The organism is Microbacterium sp. UBA3394 (assembly GCF_002358725.1).
GTDB classification, from domain to species: domain Bacteria; phylum Actinomycetota; class Actinomycetes; order Actinomycetales; family Microbacteriaceae; genus Microbacterium; species Microbacterium luteum.
In genome coordinates this window covers 1-16,643 of the sequence record NZ_DEPK01000194.1, presented here as the reverse complement: position 1 = coordinate 16,643, position 16,643 = coordinate 1, and the positions used below count along the sequence as shown (strand labels likewise).

The 16,643-nt window shown below is 68.9% G+C and carries 14 protein-coding genes and 1 pseudogene; 7 read left to right on the top strand and 8 right to left on the bottom strand.

What is annotated here, in order from left to right; all coding sequences use genetic code 11:
• From B4E30_RS11700 to sdhC, 8 genes and pseudogenes are all read right to left on the bottom strand, one after another.
• Positions 1–299: pseudogene (locus tag B4E30_RS11700) on the bottom strand (tryptophan--tRNA ligase); the annotation flags it as partial.
• 56 nt (positions 300–355) lie between these two features.
• Positions 356–2,275 (bottom strand): NHL repeat-containing protein, encoded by a 1,920-nt coding sequence (locus B4E30_RS11695; RefSeq protein ID WP_071044682.1) that lies wholly within the window; start codon positions 2,273–2,275, stop codon positions 356–358.
• 139 nt (positions 2,276–2,414) lie between these two features.
• Entirely contained in the window at positions 2,415–3,266 is an 852-nt protein-coding gene (locus tag B4E30_RS11690; protein WP_286795398.1) for an exodeoxyribonuclease III, read from the bottom strand.
• A 46-nt stretch (positions 3,267–3,312) separates the two neighbouring features.
• Positions 3,313–4,569, bottom strand: coding sequence for a YihY/virulence factor BrkB family protein (locus B4E30_RS11685; protein WP_348670283.1), 1,257 nt, complete (start codon positions 4,567–4,569; stop codon positions 3,313–3,315).
• A gap of 32 nt (positions 4,570–4,601) precedes the next feature.
• Entirely contained in the window at positions 4,602–5,381 is a 780-nt protein-coding gene (locus B4E30_RS11680; RefSeq protein ID WP_071044685.1) for a succinate dehydrogenase iron-sulfur subunit, read from the bottom strand.
• Positions 5,381–7,186: a succinate dehydrogenase flavoprotein subunit gene (gene sdhA, locus B4E30_RS11675; protein ID WP_286795397.1), complete on the bottom strand. Its 1,806-nt coding sequence runs from the start codon at positions 7,184–7,186 to the stop codon at positions 5,381–5,383. The genes B4E30_RS11680 and sdhA overlap by 1 nt, the downstream gene beginning before the upstream one ends.
• Positions 7,187–7,222: 36 nt before the next feature.
• Positions 7,223–7,669, bottom strand: a complete 447-nt coding sequence (locus B4E30_RS11670; protein ID WP_286718463.1) for a succinate dehydrogenase hydrophobic membrane anchor subunit — start codon at positions 7,667–7,669, stop codon at positions 7,223–7,225.
• A complete protein-coding gene (gene sdhC / locus B4E30_RS11665) occupies positions 7,669–8,103 on the bottom strand; it encodes a succinate dehydrogenase, cytochrome b556 subunit (RefSeq protein WP_194383562.1) in 435 nt (144 codons plus the stop codon). The genes B4E30_RS11670 and sdhC overlap by 1 nt, the downstream gene beginning before the upstream one ends.
• Before the next feature lie 206 nt (positions 8,104–8,309).
• Here sdhC and B4E30_RS11660 point away from each other — a divergent pair, with 206 nt between their 5' ends.
• From B4E30_RS11660 to B4E30_RS11630, 7 genes are all read left to right on the top strand, one after another.
• Positions 8,310–9,425 carry a mannose-1-phosphate guanylyltransferase gene (locus B4E30_RS11660; protein WP_286718460.1) on the top strand — a complete coding sequence of 372 codons (1,116 nt, stop codon included), beginning with the start codon at positions 8,310–8,312 and terminating at the stop codon, positions 9,423–9,425.
• 135 nt (positions 9,426–9,560) lie between these two features.
• Positions 9,561–10,664, top strand: a complete 1,104-nt coding sequence (locus tag B4E30_RS11655) for a BMP family lipoprotein (protein WP_286795396.1) — start codon at positions 9,561–9,563, stop codon at positions 10,662–10,664.
• 79 nt (positions 10,665–10,743) lie between these two features.
• Positions 10,744–12,276, top strand: a complete 1,533-nt coding sequence (locus B4E30_RS11650; protein ID WP_286718454.1) for an ABC transporter ATP-binding protein — start codon at positions 10,744–10,746, stop codon at positions 12,274–12,276.
• Positions 12,273–13,601, top strand: coding sequence for an ABC transporter permease (locus B4E30_RS11645; protein ID WP_286795395.1), 1,329 nt, complete (start codon positions 12,273–12,275; stop codon positions 13,599–13,601). The genes B4E30_RS11650 and B4E30_RS11645 overlap by 4 nt, the downstream gene beginning before the upstream one ends.
• Positions 13,598–14,890, top strand: a complete 1,293-nt coding sequence (locus B4E30_RS11640; RefSeq protein WP_286795394.1) for an ABC transporter permease — start codon at positions 13,598–13,600, stop codon at positions 14,888–14,890. Before B4E30_RS11645 ends, B4E30_RS11640 begins: the two co-directional genes overlap by 4 nt.
• 4 nt (positions 14,891–14,894) lie before the next feature.
• Positions 14,895–15,308: a cytidine deaminase gene (locus B4E30_RS11635; protein ID WP_194383557.1), complete on the top strand. Its 414-nt coding sequence runs from the start codon at positions 14,895–14,897 to the stop codon at positions 15,306–15,308.
• Positions 15,305–16,615 carry a thymidine phosphorylase gene (locus B4E30_RS11630; RefSeq protein ID WP_286795393.1) on the top strand — a complete coding sequence of 437 codons (1,311 nt, stop codon included), beginning with the start codon at positions 15,305–15,307 and terminating at the stop codon, positions 16,613–16,615. The genes B4E30_RS11635 and B4E30_RS11630 overlap by 4 nt, the downstream gene beginning before the upstream one ends.
• Positions 16,616–16,643 lie beyond the last annotated feature (28 nt).

Below are 16,643 nucleotides of genomic sequence, written 5' to 3'. Positions count from 1 at the left end.
GTCATGCGGCCCGCCTCGCCGAAACCGGTGACGGTGGAGAGCACCCAGGCGAGTTCAGCGTGGGCGGGCACGTGCGACTGCACGTACAGGGTCGACTTGGCGGGCTCGATGCCGGCGGCGATGTACTGCGCCGCCGTGCGACGGGTCTTCGCGCGCAGTTCGGCCGGGTCGTTCGGCTGGGTGAGCGCGTGGAGGTCGACGACGGAGAAGAAGGCCTGATACGACTCCTGCAGGTCGCGCCACTGCATGAGAGCCCCGATGTAGTTGCCGATCTGGAGGGAGTCGGCCGAGGGCTGCATTCCGGAGTAGAGCCGCGGTTTGTTCACCCGACAATCCTATGGGCGCGCTCGCCGGCTCATTCGCCGGACCCGGTGAACGGCGCCACCGGGAGCGGCGCGGCAGCACCGACGAACGCGACGATCTGGTGCGCGCCGGGATTGGTCTGCACCGGGACGTTCTCCCAGTTGTTGGCGACCCATACGTTTCCGGATGGATCGACGGCGAGGCCGGTGTTGCGGGTGAATCCGTCGAAGGCGTAGCCGGTGTCATCGGGCGAGATCGCCTCGCCGGTCTCCAGGCCGCGAGGGCAGGTCTCCGCCTGCGCCCCGCAGAAGGCCGAAAGGCGCTGGTCGGCGAAGTTCGCGACCCAGACGTTTCCGTCGCCGTCGGTCGTGACGCCCCACGGACGGGTCACACCGCCGCCCGTGAACGCGGATGACACGGTCGACCCGTCGGCACTGATCATCGACACCGAGGGGGTGCCTTCCGCGTCGGCCGGACGCTCCGGGCACGGCAGGGTCGTCGTGCCGGAGTTGGCCACCCAGACGTTGCCGTCGGCATCGGTGGCCAGCCCCATCGGGTTCTGGAAGCCGGGGTCGGTCAGCGGCGAGCCGTCGACCGGAGTGCCGTCGCGGTCGAGCACGGCGACGGTGTTGTTCGCGATCCCGCTGACGAAGATGTGCTCGCCGTTGTCGACGACGTCGAACGGCTGCTCGAGTCCGAGATCGGCGAAGTTCTCGGCGGACTCGGGATCGCCGCCGGGATACACCGAGACGGAGTCGTTCCCGCAGCTGGCGATCCATACATCTCCGTTGTCGGACACCTCGATGCCCTGCGGCCAGCTGAGGTCGCCCGCCGTGAATCCCGTATCGGGGGAGAGTGCCTCACCGTCGTACGTGAACAGCGACATGCTGTTGTGCGGCGGCTGCTCGTCTTCGGGGCACCCGGGTGCGGCGGCGGCGAACCCGAAGTTGCTGAACCAGAGCAGACCGTCCGCGGTGAACTCGATGCCGTATCCCGAGCCCGACAGGCCGCCGCCCTCGTACGTCTCCAGGAGAGCACCGGTCGGCGAGAATTTGAACATCTGGTCGCTGCCGCAGACCGGGGTCTGCGGGTCGGCGTTGTACTCGTAGTTGTTGTTGATCCAGATGTTGCCGTCGGGATCGATGGCGAAGTTCCCCGGCCCGGCGAGGTCGGTGCCGTCGCCGTCGAAGCGCAGCGCGAGCGTCCACGCCGCGGGGGCCGCATCCAGCCCGGGGCGGTCTCCCTGCTCGAGCTGCGAAAGCTCGAAGAGCTCCTCGGCCGCGGCAGACGGATCGCGGGCGATGGAGGCGATCGCGGATGCCATCGAGGCGGTGTCGTCGACGCCCGCCGCCGCGTACACGTCGTGACAAACCTCGCGATCGACGAGGCAGGCGCCGACGATGTTCGACAGCGACGTGAAGGCGGGCAGCGTCTGCGTCTCGTACGCGTTCGGCGAGGTCATCAGCACCTCGCCGTAGGCGCCGGTCGCGGGGTCGGCGAGGTTGCCGGCCATCGCGGTCGCGTTGGCGAGGCCCGGGTTCTCGCCCGAGGGGAGCTCGCGTCCGAAGAACTGGGCGAGACCGTAGGCGGCCGCCACGGTGGTGCGTTCGTTGAGGGTCAGCTCGGTGAGGTCATCGGATGCGCTCACCGCGACCAGGTCGGCCCGCTCGGCCCCGCCGTGCGCGGCTTCGACGAGCAGGATGCGGTCCTCGGGGAGCGTGACCGGATCGAGGTGGAAGGCCCCGTCCTCGTCGGTCGTGGTCCGTCCGAGCTCGATCGGCTCACCGGCGCCGACGGCCCACGCCGTCAGCGCCCAGTCGCCGGTGTCAGCGCCCTCGACGACGGGCGCGACGTGCCCGTGAAGACCGTCGGCGGACGGTTCGGATTCCACCGCGGTGCACGCGGTGAGTGCGACGGCCGTCGCGGCCAGCAATGCGGTGGCGACGCGCGCGTGCGCACTCCGATAACCCATCCGTACCTCCCAGTGGTCGTCATGGTCCGGGCCCACCCTATCGAGGCCCACCACCCCGACGACGTGCGAACATAGCAAGCCGTGACGCCATAGTTATCGATCCCATCGGCCGTCCCATCGGGTCCCTGTCAGGGCGCGGTCAGACGGATCCGATCCGATAGTCCGCGATCACCGGCGCGTGGTCGCTCCACCGGGTGTCCCACGTGGGTGCGCGATCGATGCGGTAGCCCTCGACCCGGTCGGCGAGCTCCGGGGTGGCGAGGTGGTAGTCGATGCGCCATCCGGTGTCGTTGTCGAACGCGCGACCGCGCATGGACCACCAGGTGTAGGGCCCCTCCACGTCGCCGTGGTGGCGGCGGCCGACGTCGACCCAGCCGAGGCCGGTGCCGCGTGTGCCGTCGACGGCCTCGACCTCGGTACCCTCGGCTGCGAGCCAACGGTCGAAGTAGGCGCGCTCGCGGGGGAGGAATCCGCTCTTCTTCCTATTGCCTCGCCAGTTCTTGATGTCGAGTTCCCGGTGACCGACGTTGAGATCGCCCATGACGAGGGAGAGCGGGGATGCGGCGCGGAGCGCCGGGAGACGCTCGTCCATCGCGTCGAGGAAGGCCCACTTCTCGTCTTGGCGGGGAGTTTCGGCCTCGCCGGTGTGCACGTAGGCGCTGACGACCGTGAGGCTCTCCCCGGCGACGACGAGGTCGGCCTCGATCCAGCGGCCGGCGGAATCGAACTCGGGCGCGCCCAGCTCGGTGCGCACGGCGGCCACGGGGGTGCGGGTGAGGATGGCGACGCCGGCGCGCCCCTTCGCCGTCGCCTCGTCAGCGACGATCTCCCACCCGGGCAGCGCGTGCGCGAGCTGGTCGGCGTCGGCGCGCACCTCTTGCAGCGCGAGCACGTCGACCTCGGTGGCGTCGAGCCATTCGATCATCCCCTTGCGGACGGCGGCCCGGATGCCGTTGACGTTGACGGAGGCGATGCGAAGGAGCTCAGACACGCCCGCCAGCCTAACCGCGCCATCCGACATGCCCGCGGCGACGGCGTTACTCGAAGAGGGAGCCGCGCTTCGGCGGTTGGGGAGCGGAGCGCTCGACCTCGGCCAGCTCCTTCTCGGCATCGGCCACCGCGCGGCGCGCGGCGATGCGCCGGTACCAGGGCGCCGAGGCGGCCCCCGCACGCGCGCTGCGCAGGCGTACGCGCGCCGCCGTGAGGAGCGCCGCATGCTCCGCTGCGAGTCTCTCCTCCTCGGTGCGCTGAAGAATCGGCAGGTCCTCGTCGGTGGCGGCCACCGCCATCCACGAGGACGCCACCAGGATGATGACCCCGATGATGCGGAACCACAGCAGCAGCCCGACGAAGATCGCGAACGTCGCCAGCAGCGGGTTGGAAGGCGTGTAGATCAGCAGCCAGCCGGCTCCGATCTGCAGCACCGTGATCGCGGCGCCCCCGAGCACCGCACCGGGGATGATCTGCCGCCACCGCAGCGAGGTGCCGGTGAGGAACTTCACCAGCGACGCGAGCGCCGCTGAGAACAGCAGGAACGACACCAGCAGGGCGGCAGCCTGACCGAGCACGTTGTAGATCGTCGACGTCGTCGGCCATCCGAGCAGGTCGAACAGCAGCCCGAGCGCCCACGTGCCCACGAACCCGAGGCCCGATCCCACCAGGAGCGCGGCCCCGAAGATCGCCGAAGCCAGCAGATCCCTCGCCTTGAGCAGGAAATAGCTGCGGCGGTCCGGCGGAATGCCGAAGATGTCCCGCACGGCGCGGCGGGCGAACGTGATGAACCCGATCGCCGTCCAGATCAGGGTGACCAGTGCGACGATGCCGGTGATGCCGAGCACGCCGGTGCTGCTGGTGGCGATCTCGGTCACCTGCGCCGTGGTGAACAGTCCCTCGCCGTCGTCGCTGATGAGGTCGGGGATGTAGCTGTTGATCGCGCGGATCATCGCGTCGATCGCCTCGGGACTGCCTCCGAGCCACAGGCCCGCGACCGCGAAGGCGACGTAGATGGTGGCGAAGATCGCGAACAGCGCCTGGTAGCTCACGCCCGCGGCGAGGAGGAACCCGTTGTGCTGCAGGAAGTGCCGCCACACCCGGACGGGGAACCACGCGAGCGTCCTGCGCGTGAGGGTGGTCGCCCGCCCGATCGGCTCTTCGAACCTCTCGCGCAGCACCTCCTGCGTGGATTCCCACCGCGCTCGGAGCGTCTGCTCCTCGTGGGTCGCCTCGGCGACGGTCATCTCACGCGGATCCCCGGTGCCGGGGGTCTCCGGATGACCGTGCCGCGAGCGTCTCACACCCTCAGACTATGACGCGACGAGGGCGCCCCTCACGCGCCACCGCGCAGGACCGCCTGCTTGACCTCGGCGATCGCCTTGGTCACCTCGATGCCGCGCGGGCACGCCTCGGTGCAGTTGAAGGTCGTGCGGCAGCGCCACACGCCTTCCTTGTCGTTGAGGATGTCCAGCCGCACGTCGCCAGCGTCGTCGCGCGAATCGAAGATGAAACGGTGGGCGTTGACGATCGCGGCCGGCCCGAAGTACTGGCCGTCGGTCCAGAACACCGGGCACGACGACGTGCACGCCGCGCAGAGGATGCACTTGGTGGTGTCGTCGAAGATCGCGCGGTCCTTGATGGACTGCACGCGCTCCTTGCCGGGCTCCGGCGCCGAGTTCGAGATGAGGAAGGGCTGCACCTCGCGGTACGAGGCGAAGAAGGGCTCCATGTCGACCACGAGGTCCTTCTCCAGTGGAAGGCCTTTGATCGCCTCGACGTAGATCGGCTGCGAGATGTCGAGGTCCTTGATGAGCGTCTTGCACGCCAGCCGGTTGCGACCGTTGATGCGCATCGCGTCGGAGCCGCAGATGCCGTGGGCGCACGAGCGGCGGAAGGTCAGCGAACCGTCGACCTCCCACTTGATCTTGTGCAGCGCATCCAGGACACGGTCGGTCGAGAACAGCTCGACGTCGTAGTCGACCCAGCGCGGCTCGGCGTCGACCTCGGGGTCGAACCGGCGGATGATGAAGGTGACGAGGAACGCCTGCACCCCTGTGTCGTCGTCCGCCTCGATGTCGGCGATGGCGTCGGGGTCGACCAGTGCGGTTGACATCAGTACTTCCTCTCCATCGGCTGGTAGCGGGTGATCACGACGGGCTTCCAGCCCAGCGAGATGTGATCGTCGGCGTGCGACGAGTGGGGGTCGCCGGTGAGGTACGACATGGTGTGCTGCATGTAGTTCTCGTCGTCGCGCTTCGGGAAGTCGTCGCGCATGTGCCCGCCGCGGCTCTCCTTGCGGTTGCGGGCCGCGATCACGACGACCTCGGCGATGTCGAGGAGGAACCCGAGCTCGACGGCCTCGAGAAGGTCGGTGTTGAACCGCTTGCCCTTGTCGTCGACGTGGATGTTCTTGAACCGCTCGCGGAGCTCCTCGATCGTCTCGAGCATCTCGCCGAGCGACTCGTCGGTGCGGAAGACCTGGGCCTTCTTGTCCATCTCGTCCTGCAGGGTCTTGCGCAGCACCGCGATGCGCTCCGTGCCGGTGCCCGCGCGCAGGCCCTCGATCAGGTCGCGCACGGCGCCGGCGGGATCCTCGGGGAGCGGCACGAACTCCGCGTCCTGCACGTAGGCGACGGCGTTGCGCCCGGCGCGCTTGCCGAAGACGTTGATGTCGAGCAGCGAGTTGGTGCCCAGGCGGTTCGAGCCGTGCACCGACACGCACGCGCATTCTCCCGCGGCGTACAGGCCCGGCACGACGGTGTCGTTGTCGCTGAGCACTTCGGCGGCGACATTGGTCGGGATGCCGCCCATCGCGTAGTGCGCGGTCGGCATCACCGGCACCGGCTCGACGACCGGATCGACGCCGAGGTACGTGCGGGCGAACTCGGTGATGTCGGGGAGCTTGGTCTCGAGCACCTCGGCGCCCAGGTGCGTGCAGTCCAGGAGCACGTAGTCCTTGTGGGGCCCGGCGCCGCGGCCCTCCGCGACCTCCTGCACCATGCAGCGGGCGACGATGTCGCGCGGCGCGAGGTCCTTGATCGTCGGGGCGTAGCGCTCCATGAAGCGCTCACCAGACGCGTTGCGCAGGATCGCGCCCTCGCCGCGGGCGCCCTCGGTGAGCAGGATGCCGAGGCCGGCAAGGCCCGTCGGGTGGAACTGGAAGAACTCCATGTCCTCCAGCGGCAGGCCCTTGCGCCACACGATGCCGACGCCGTCGCCGGTGAGCGTGTGGGCGTTGGAGGTCGTCTTGAAGATCTTGCCGAACCCGCCGGTGGCGAAGACGACCGCCTTGGACTGGAACACGTGCAGGTCGCCGGTGGCGAGCTCGTACGCGACGACGCCGGAGACCTTGGTCGCGCCGTCGGCATCCTTCACCGTGAGCAGGTCGAGCACGTAGAACTCGTTGAAGAAGTTGATGCCGAGCTTGACGCAGTTCTGGAACAGCGTCTGCAGGATCATGTGACCGGTGCGGTCGGCCGCGTAGCACGCGCGGCGCACCGGGTTCTTGCCGTGCTCGGCGGTGTGCCCGCCGAAACGGCGCTGGTCGATCTTGCCCTCGGGGGTGCGGTTGAACGGAAGCCCCATGTTCTCGAGGTCGATGACCGCGTCGATGGCCTCCTTCGCGAGGATCTCGGCCGCGTCCTGGTCGACGAGGTAGTCGCCGCCCTTGACGGTGTCGAAGGTGTGCCACTCCCACGAGTCCTCTTCGACGTTGGCGAGGGCCGCGGCCATGCCGCCCTGCGCCGCGCCGGTGTGGGATCGCGTGGGGTAGAGCTTGGAGATGACCGCGGTCTTCGCGCCCGGGCCGGCCTCGATCGCCGCCCGCATGCCGGCGCCGCCGGCGCCGACGATCACGATGTCGAACTGGTGGTAGTGGACGCCGTCCTTGACGTAGCTGTCCGCTGTCTCAGTGGTCACAGGCTTGTTGTTCCGTCTCTGAAGGGTTCTCGTCGCTCACGCGGCCTGGCAGTCGGCCCAGAGGAGGCTCTCGGGCGTGACGCCGAGGCACGGGTCGAAGGTGAAGACCACCAGGGTGCCGAGGACGATGAGGAAGCCCGCGGCGAGCCACACCGCCCACACCAGCACGCTGCGCGTGGTCTTGTGGGTCACGTAGTCGTTCACGATGGTGCGCATGCCGTTCGCGCCGTGGATGAGTGCGAGCCACAGCATGAGCACGTCCCACCACTGCCAGAACGGGCTGGCGAGCTTTCCGGCGACGAACGCGAAGTCGATCTGGCGGATGCCGGTGCCGGTCATGAGGTTGACGAACAGGTGGCCGAAGATGAGCACAACCAGCAGCACGCCCGAGGCGCGCATGTACATCCAGCCCCACTTCTCGAGGTTGCCGCGACGGCGGCTGACCGGGCGGGCCGAGCGCGGGTCGGCGATGGTCGCGGACATCAGTGGCCCCCTCCCAGGTCGGAGAAGACGTTGATGAGGTGACGCGGAACGAACCCGGCCATCGTCACCGCCCAGAGCCCGAGGACTCCCCACCACAGTTGCCGCTGGTAGCGCGCGCCCTTGGACCAGAAGTCCACGAGGATGATGCGCAGCCCGTTGTAGGCGTGATAGGCGATGGCGCCGACCAGGGCGACCTCGCCGATGCCCATCAGCGGGTTCTTGTAGGCGCCGATGACGATGTCATAGGCCTCGGGCGACACGCGGATCAGCGACGTGTCGAGCACGTGCACGAGCAGGAAGAAGAAGATCGCGACACCGGTGATGCGGTGCAGGACCCAGGACCACATCCCCTCGTTGCCGCGATAGAGGGTTCCTCGGGGCACTCGCGATGTCGTCTGCGACACCGTCGGTACCTCGCGTGCTGGAGCAGACACGGTCGTCCTCCCTGGACTCGTACACGGTGAGGGCGGTATGCCCCTTCGGGGACCACGGTCCCCTGCGTCACGCGGGCGCTGTCCCAGCTTATTCGGCGCCGCGGGATTCCGGCGATTAGGGCGACCTAACTCTCTCGACGTCGAGAGATCTGTCCGGCCGGGTGGAACGACACATCCCCGACACTCACGACCGCTACCCTTGCCGCATGCCTGAGCCGATCGCCGACTTCTACGCCGTCATCCCCGCCGGAGGGATCGGCAGCCGCCTGTGGCCGCTCTCGCGCGCCGACGCACCGAAGTTCCTGCACGACTTGAGCGGCTCGGGGCAGACGCTGCTGCGCGACACGTGGGACCGCCTGGAACCGCTCGCCGGCGCCGAGCGCATCTCGGTGGTGACCGGTCGCGCGCATCGCGCCGCGGTCGAGCAGCAGTTGCCGGGGATCCCGGACAAGAACGTCTTCCTCGAGTCCGAGCCCCGTGACTCGGCCGCCGCGATCGGACTGGCCGCCGCCATCCTGCACCGTCGGGAGCCCGACGTGATCATCGGATCGTTCGCGGCGGACCACGTCATCCGCGTGCCGCACCTGTTCGACTGGGCGGTGCGGCAGGCCGTGGAGACGGCTCGCAAGGGATACGTCTGCACGATCGGCATCCAGCCCTCGGAGGCGTCGATCGGCTTCGGCTACATCAAGAAGGGCGACGGCATCGTCATCGACGGAGCGCCCGAGGCGGCCCTCGTGCAGAGCTTCGTGGAGAAGCCCGACCTCGACACCGCCCGGGCCTACTTCGACGACCGCTCCTACCTGTGGAACGCCGGCATGTTCATCTCGCGCGCGGACGTGCTGCTCGCCGAGATCGAGGCCAACCAGTCGGAGCTGCACGCCGGGCTCATGGAACTCGCCGAGGCGTGGGACGACCGCGAGCGCCGGGGGCCCGTCGTCGACCGCGTGTGGCCGTCGCTGACGAAGATCGCGATCGACTACGCCGTGGCCGAGCCGGCCGCCGCCAAGGGCGCCCTCGCGGTCATCCCGGGGCACTTCGACTGGGACGACGTGGGCGATTTCGCCAGCCTCGCCAAGCTCAACTCCCACGGCCGCCACAACGACCTCGCGATCCTCGGGGAGAACGCGCGCATCCTGTCCGATGCCGCCAGCGGCATCGTGGTGAGCCAGACGTCTCGCGTGATCAGCCTCATCGGCGTGCGCGACATCGTGGTCGTCGACACCGAGGATGCGCTGCTGGTCACCACGAGCGAGAATGCGCAGCGGGTGAAGGGCGTCGTCGACGCGCTCAAACTCTCCGGTCGGGGCGACGTGCTGTGACCGGCGCTTCAGCGCTTATTGCGGGTTTGTAACCATTCGTCGGTGACTGTGCCCGCTCTCTGTCGATTCGCCTTCGCACTGTGTAACTTGATGCAGTCCCCGTGAGAGTCACGGGACCTGTATGTGGAGGCTGAGTTGACCATCTCACGCACCAAGAAGCTCGTCGGCGCCACAGCCGCCGCGGGCCTGCTCGTCGCCCTCGCCGGCTGCGGCTCGGCCCCCGAGGACGACACCACCGACACCGCCGCCGAGGGCATGTCCGACTTCAAGGCCTGCATGGTCTCTGACGAGGGCGGCTTCAACGACAAGTCCTTCAACCAGCTGGGCCTGGCCGGCCTCGAGCAGGCGAGCGACGAACTCGACTTCGAGATCGCCACGACCGAGTCCGCTTCGGCGAGCGACTACGAGGCGAACCTCGACAACCTCGTTGCCGAGGGCTGCGACTTCATCGTCTCGGTCGGCTTCCTGCTGAGCGCGCCGACGGTCACCGCGGCCCAGGCCAACCCCGACGTCGAGTTCGCCATCATCGACGACTGGGCCGACAACGACTTCGACGGCGAGACCGACGCCCCGAACATCAAGCCGCTGGTCTTCGACACCGCGCAGGCCGCCTTCCTGGGCGGATACGCCGCCGCCTCGTACACCGAGTCGGGCAAGGTCGGCACCTTCGGTGGGGCCAAGATCCCGCCGGTGACGATCTTCATGGACGGCTTCCAGCTCGGCGTGGAGTACTACAACGAGCAGAACGGCACCGAGGTCGAGGTCGTCGGCTGGGACATCGAGTCCCAGGAGGGCCAGTTCACGGAGGAGTTCGCCGCGAACGACCGCGCCAAGCAGGTCGCCCAGGGCATCATCGACCAGGACGTCGACGTGCTCCTGCCCGTCGGCGGCCCGATCTACCAGTCGGCCGCTGAGGCGATCCGCGACTCCGGCGGCGACATCGCCCTGATGGGTGTCGACGCCGACGTCTACGAGACCGACCCGTCGGTCGCCGACCTGCTGCTGCTGTCGATCCTCAAGGGGATGGACGTCGCCGTGTACGAGGCCGCCGTGCAGGCGGCCAACGACGAGTTCGACGTCACCCCGTTCGTCGGAACCCTCGAGAACGACGGTGTCGGCATCTCGTCGTTCCACGACTTCGAGGACATGGTCGACCCCGACCTGGCTGCGGAGCTCGAGGAGATCCGCGCGGGCATCATCGACGGTTCGATCGACGCCACGTCGCCCGCTTCCCCGTAAGCGGCGCGGAAACACCCCCGGCGGCCGGGCAGATGCGTGCATCTGTCCGGCCGCCTGTCGAATCGATAGATTGGCGGATATGACGCTCGAGCTTCGAGGGATCACCAAACGCTTCGGCTCACTGGTGGCAAACGACCACATCGACCTGGTGGTCGAGCCGGGAGAGATCCACTGCCTCCTGGGCGAGAACGGCGCCGGCAAGAGCACGCTGATGAACGTGCTGTACGGCCTCTACACCGCGGAGGAGGGCGACATCGTCATCGACGGCGAGGTGCAGCACTTCTCCGGACCGGGCGACGCGATGGCCGCGGGCATCGGCATGGTGCACCAGCACTTCATGCTCATCCCGGTCTTCACCGTCGCCGAGAACGTCATGCTCGGACACGAGGACACCACGGGCATCGGTGCTCTGGACCTCGACAAGGCCCGTTCCCACGTGAACGAGGTCGCCGCCCGCTTCGGCTTCCAGATCGACCCCGACGCGCTCGTCGGCGACCTGCCGGTCGGGGCGCAGCAGCGCGTCGAGATCATCAAGGCGCTCTCGCGCGACGCGAAGGTGCTCGTGTTCGACGAGCCCACCGCCGTCCTCACGCCCCAGGAGACCGACGAGCTGATGGGCATCATGCGTCAGCTGCGCGACGAGGGCACATCCATCGTCTTCATCACCCACAAGCTGCGGGAGGTCCGCGAAGTGGCGGATCGCATCACCGTCATCCGCCTCGGCTCGGTCGTCGGCGAGGCCGCGCCGACCGCCTCCAACGCCGAGCTCGCCTCGCTCATGGTCGGCCGGGCCGTCGAGCTGACGGTGCAGAAGGACGCGCCGCAGCTGCGCGAGGGAGGACTCGTCGTCGAGAACCTCCGCGTGGTCGACGACACCGACCAGATCGTCGTCGACGACATCACCTTCACCGTGCGACCGGGCGAGGTGCTCGCGATCGCGGGGGTGCAGGGCAACGGTCAGACCGAGCTCACCGAGGCCATCATCGGTCTGCAGCGCAAGCTCACCGGCTCGATCTCCCTCGACGGCGAGGAGCTGGTCGGCAAGACCGTCAAGCAGATCATCGACGAGGGCGTCGGGTTCGTGCCGGAGGATCGCAAGGTCGAAGGGCTCGTCGGCGAGTTCAGCGTCGCCGACAACCTCATCCTCAACCGCTCCAGCGGAGCGCCGTTCTTCGCCGCCGCGACGCTCAAGCGCGGGGTGCTGCGGGAGTTCGCGGAGGAGAAGATCGCCGAGTTCGACATCCGCACCCAGGGCCCGGACCTCGCCGCCGGCCGGCTGTCCGGCGGAAACCAGCAGAAGGTCGTTCTCGCACGAGAGCTCAGCCGCGACCTGAAGCTGTTCGTCGCCTCGCAGCCGACCCGCGGCATCGACGTCGGGTCGATCGAGTTCGTCCACAAGCGCATCGTCGCCACCCGCGACGCCGGCGTTCCGGTGATCGTCGTCTCCACCGAGCTGGATGAGGTCTCCGCACTCGCGGACCGCATCGCGGTCATGTACCGCGGACGCATCGTGGGCATCGTGCCCGGCGACGCGCCGCGCGAAGTCCTCGGCCTCATGATGGCCGGAGAGAAGCCGCCCGTCGCGGCGGCCGATGAGGAGGTCACCGCGTGAGCGGCCAGAGCCCCGAGAGCAGCAGCCTCGGCCCCGGCGGGAGCGACCCCGTCCTCACCCGCACCGCCGCGGGTGAATCCGCCAGCCAGACACCCGCGGGCGACACGCCACCGCCGCCGCGCCAGAACCAGGTGATCCGGGAGATCCTGCGCGGCAACATCGTCACCACGATCCTCGCGATCGTGCTGGCGATGCTGATCGGCGGCATCCTCGTCGCCCTCACCGACCCCGAGGTGCAGTCCGCGGCCGGCTACTTCTTCGCGCGGCCGCAGGACACCATCATCGCCGTGTGGCAGTCGTTCGCGGGTGCGTACTCGTCTCTCTTCCGCGGTGCGATCTGGAACTACGAGGCCGACACGTTCGTGCGTGCGGTCAAGCCGATCACCGACACCCTGAACTTCGCCACACCGCTCATCGCGGCCGGTCTCGGCGTGGGCCTGGCGTTCCGGGTCGGCCTGTTCAACATCGGTGCGCGCGGTCAGATGCTCATCGGCATCGCCGCCGCCGCGACGGTGGCGACCACGGTGCAGGCGCCGCTGCTGATCCACCTGCCGCTGACCATCGCGGCGGGTCTGCTCGGCGGTGCGCTGTGGGGCGGTCTCGTCGGATTCCTCAAGGCCCGCACCGGCGCGCACGAGGTGATCCTGACGATCATGCTGAACTTCGTGGCGTTCTACTTCGTCGCGTGGCTGCTGGCCACCCCCGGGCTGCTCCAGCGGCCCGGCGGCACCCAGCCGATCTCGTCGCCGACCCCGGTGACCGCGCAGTTCCCGTCGCTGTTCCCGGCGCCGCTGTCGGTCAACTGGGGCTTCATCGTCGCCATCGCCGCAACGGCCTTCGTGTGGTGGCTGGTCGAACGGTCCAGTCTCGGGTTCCGGATGCGCGCTGTCGGCGAGAACCCGTTCGCCGCGCGTGCCGCCGGCGTGAACGTCGAGCGGATCATCTTCTACGCCATGGCCTTCGCCGGTGCCCTCGCCGGCCTCGCGGGCGTCAACCAGATCTCCGGAACGATCACGAGCGGCTTCGGCAGCGGCATCGACGCGGGCATCGGCTTCGACGCCATCACGGTCGCGCTCCTCGGCCGCAGCAAGGCCTGGGGCGTCTTCGCCGCGGGCATCCTGTTCGGCGCGCTGAAGGCGGGCAGCTTCACGATGCAGGTGGCGCAGGACATCCCCGTCGACATCGTGGTGGTCGTGCAGGCGCTCATCGTGCTGTTCATCGCGGCGCCGCCGCTGATCCGCACCATCTTCTTCCTGCCCAAGGACGACAGCGAGCTCTCCGCGAAGCGACGAGCCCGTCGCGCGGCGAAGGCGGGTGCGGCATGAGCATCGACACGAGCCTTTCTACCTCCGCCTCCGGTGGCGCGATCGTGCGAGAACGCGTGAGGAAGCGTCACTTCAAGCTGCCGATCTCCCTCGCCGTGGCGACCGCCCTGATCTGGGTCATGGCGTTCGTCTTCGGTCGCGACGGCGTCAGCACCTATCGCCTCGGCGACCGCACCGCATCCATCGACCTGGGCGACATCGGCATCCCGACCGCGCCGGCGGTCACCATCTGCGCGATCGTGCTCGCGCTGCTCACCGCGTACGCGTTCTGGGCGGTGGCGACCTTCCGCAAGGTCGGGCTGTGGGTGCCGATCGTCTTCGCGCTGCTGGCCGTCTTCGCATTCCTCACGTGGTCTGCCGCGGGCGGGCTGGTACCGGTCACCGGGCTCCTGTTCGGGGCCGTGTCGCTGTCGGTTCCGCTCGTGTTCGGCGCACTGGGCGGTGTCATCGGCGAGCGGGTCGGCGTGGTCAACGTCGCGATCGAGGCGCAGTTCCTCTTCGCGGCCTTCAGTTCGGCGGTCATCGCCTCGATCACCGGATCGGTGCTGCTGGGGCTCGCGGGCGCCCTCGTCGCGGGCGCCCTCGTCGGCGCCGTGCTCGCCGTGTTCTCCATCACCTACCTCGTCGAGCAGGTGATCGTCGGCGTCGTGCTGAACGTGCTCATCACCGGCCTCACGAGCTTCCTGCACGGCGCGCTGCTGAACCCGAACTCCGAGGCGCTCAACTCGCCGCCGCGGTTCCCGCGGGTGCCGATCCCGTTCCTGTCGGAGATCCCCATCCTCGGTCCGGTCGTCTTCAACCAGACCCTGATCGTCTACATCATGTACCTCGCCGTGCCGCTGGTCGCGTGGGGGCTGTACAAGACCCGATGGGGACTGCGGCTGCGGGCGGTCGGCGAGCATCCTCAGGCGGCGGACACCGTCGGGATCAAGGTGAACCCGACCCGCTTCTGGAACGTGCTGCTCGCCGGTGCCATCGCCGGGATCGGCGGGGCGTACTTCACGCTCGGCTCGGTCGGCTCCTTCGACAAGGAGATGACCGGCGGCCTCGGATTCATCGCGCTCGCGGCGGTCATCTTCGGCGGCTGGGACCCGGTGCGGGCGACCATCGCCGCCCTGCTGTTCGGGTTCACCACGAACCTCGAGACGCTCCTGACGAACCTGGGCTCGCCCATCCCGTCGGAGTTCATGGCGATGCTGCCGTACATCGTGACCGTGCTGGCCGTGGTCGGCTTCGCCGGGCAGGTGCGGGCACCCGCCGCCGCGGGCAAGCCGTACATCAAGGGATGAGGACATGACCGACATCGATTGGGACGTGCTGCGCGCGGCCGCGACCGAGGCGATGCAGCGCGCCTATGCGCCGTATTCGCGCTTCAAGGTGGGGGCGGCGGCCCTCGTCACCGACGGGCGCATCGTCGCCGGCTGCAACGTCGAGAACGCGTCGTACGGGGTCACCCTGTGCGCGGAGTGCGGGCTCGTGTCCGAGCTCCACATGTCCGGCGGAGGCCAGCTCGTGGCGTTCGTGTGCGTCGACGGCGAGGGGCAGACCCTCATGCCGTGCGGCCGCTGCCGCCAGCTGCTCTACGAACATGCCATCCCCGGCATGCTTCTCGAGACCGTCTCCGGCATCCGCACCATCGACGACGTCCTGCCCGACGCGTTCGGGCCGCGCGACCTCGCCCCCGAGCGCACCTCGGAGATGCATTGAGCGACCACACCTCCCACGCCGCCGTCGAGCCCCATGACGCCGTGGATGTCATCCGCGCCAAGCGCGACGGGGGCGCGGTCGACGAAGATGCGCTGCGGTGGATGATCGACGCGTACACGCGCGGCTACGTCTCCGACGCGCAGATGTCGGCTTTCACGATGGCGATCCTTCTGAACGGCATGGAGCGCGATGAGATCCGCGTCATGACCGACGCGATGATCGCATCCGGCGAGCGGATGAGCTTCTCCGGCCTCGGCAAGCCGACCGTCGACAAGCACTCGACCGGGGGAGTCGGCGACAAGATCACCCTGCCGCTGGCGCCGCTGGTCGCTTCGTTCGGCGTCGCCGTGCCGCAGCTGTCGGGCCGCGGACTCGGTCACACCGGAGGGACCCTCGACAAGCTCGAATCGATCCCGGGTTGGCGCGCGGCGCTGTCGAACGATGAGCTGTTCGCCCAGCTGGCCGGTGTCGGCGCGGTCATCTGCGCCGCGGGCTCGGGGCTCGCGCCGGCCGACAAGAAGCTCTACGCGCTGCGCGATGTCACCGGCACCGTCGAGGCGATCCCGCTCATCGCGTCGAGCATCATGTCGAAGAAGATCGCCGAGGGCACCGACTCCCTCGTGCTCGATGTGAAGTTCGGCTCCGGGGCGTTCATGCGCGACATCGACCGCGCACGCGAGCTCGCCCGCACGATGGTCGCCCTCGGCACCGACTCGGGCGTGTCGACCACCGCGCTGCTGACCGACATGAACACCCCGCTGGGCCTCGCGATCGGCAACGCGAACGAGGTGCGCGAATCCGTCGAGGTGCTCGCCGGGGGAGGACCCGCCGACGTCGTGGACCTGACCGTCGCGCTGGCCCGCGAGATGCTTGCCCTGGCCGGTCAGCCGGATGCCGACGTCGAGAAGGCGCTCGCGGACGGCCGGGCGATGGATGCCTGGCGCGACATGATCCGTGCGCAGGACGGCGATCCCGACGCGGCGCTGCCGTCGCCGAAGGAGACGCACGTCGTCACTGCGCCGGAGGACGGCTTTGTGGCGAGGCTCGACGCGCTGTCGTTCGGTGTCGCCGCGTGGCGGCTGGGTGCCGGGCGCGCTCGGGCTGAGGATCCGGTCGTGCATGCGGCCGGCATCGACCTGCATGCCAAGCCGGGTGATCGGGTGCGCCGAGGTCAGCCGCTGTTCACGCTGCTCGCCGATGACGCCGCCCGCTTCGACCGCGCTCTCGCGGCCGTGGACGGCGCGTGGGACATCGCCGCGGAGGCCCCCGCGGCCTCGCCGATCGTGCGCGAGCGCATCACGGCCTGATCCACCCTCCCACCGCGCCTGCGCAGGC

Coding starts and splice junctions, on each gene's coding strand:
- B4E30_RS11695 (WP_071044682.1), bottom strand. CDS start 2,275: ATGGGTTATCGGAGTGCGCACGCGCGCGTCGCCACCGCATTGCTGGCC.
- B4E30_RS11670 (WP_286718463.1), bottom strand. CDS start 7,669: ATGTCCGCGACCATCGCCGACCCGCGCTCGGCCCGCCCGGTCAGCCGC.
- B4E30_RS11660 (WP_286718460.1), top strand. CDS start 8,310: ATGCCTGAGCCGATCGCCGACTTCTACGCCGTCATCCCCGCCGGAGGG.
- B4E30_RS11650 (WP_286718454.1), top strand. CDS start 10,744: ATGACGCTCGAGCTTCGAGGGATCACCAAACGCTTCGGCTCACTGGTG.
- B4E30_RS11635 (WP_194383557.1), top strand. CDS start 14,895: ATGACCGACATCGATTGGGACGTGCTGCGCGCGGCCGCGACCGAGGCG.
- B4E30_RS11640 (WP_286795394.1), top strand. CDS start 13,598: ATGAGCATCGACACGAGCCTTTCTACCTCCGCCTCCGGTGGCGCGATC.
- B4E30_RS11680 (WP_071044685.1), bottom strand. CDS start 5,381: ATGTCAACCGCACTGGTCGACCCCGACGCCATCGCCGACATCGAGGCG.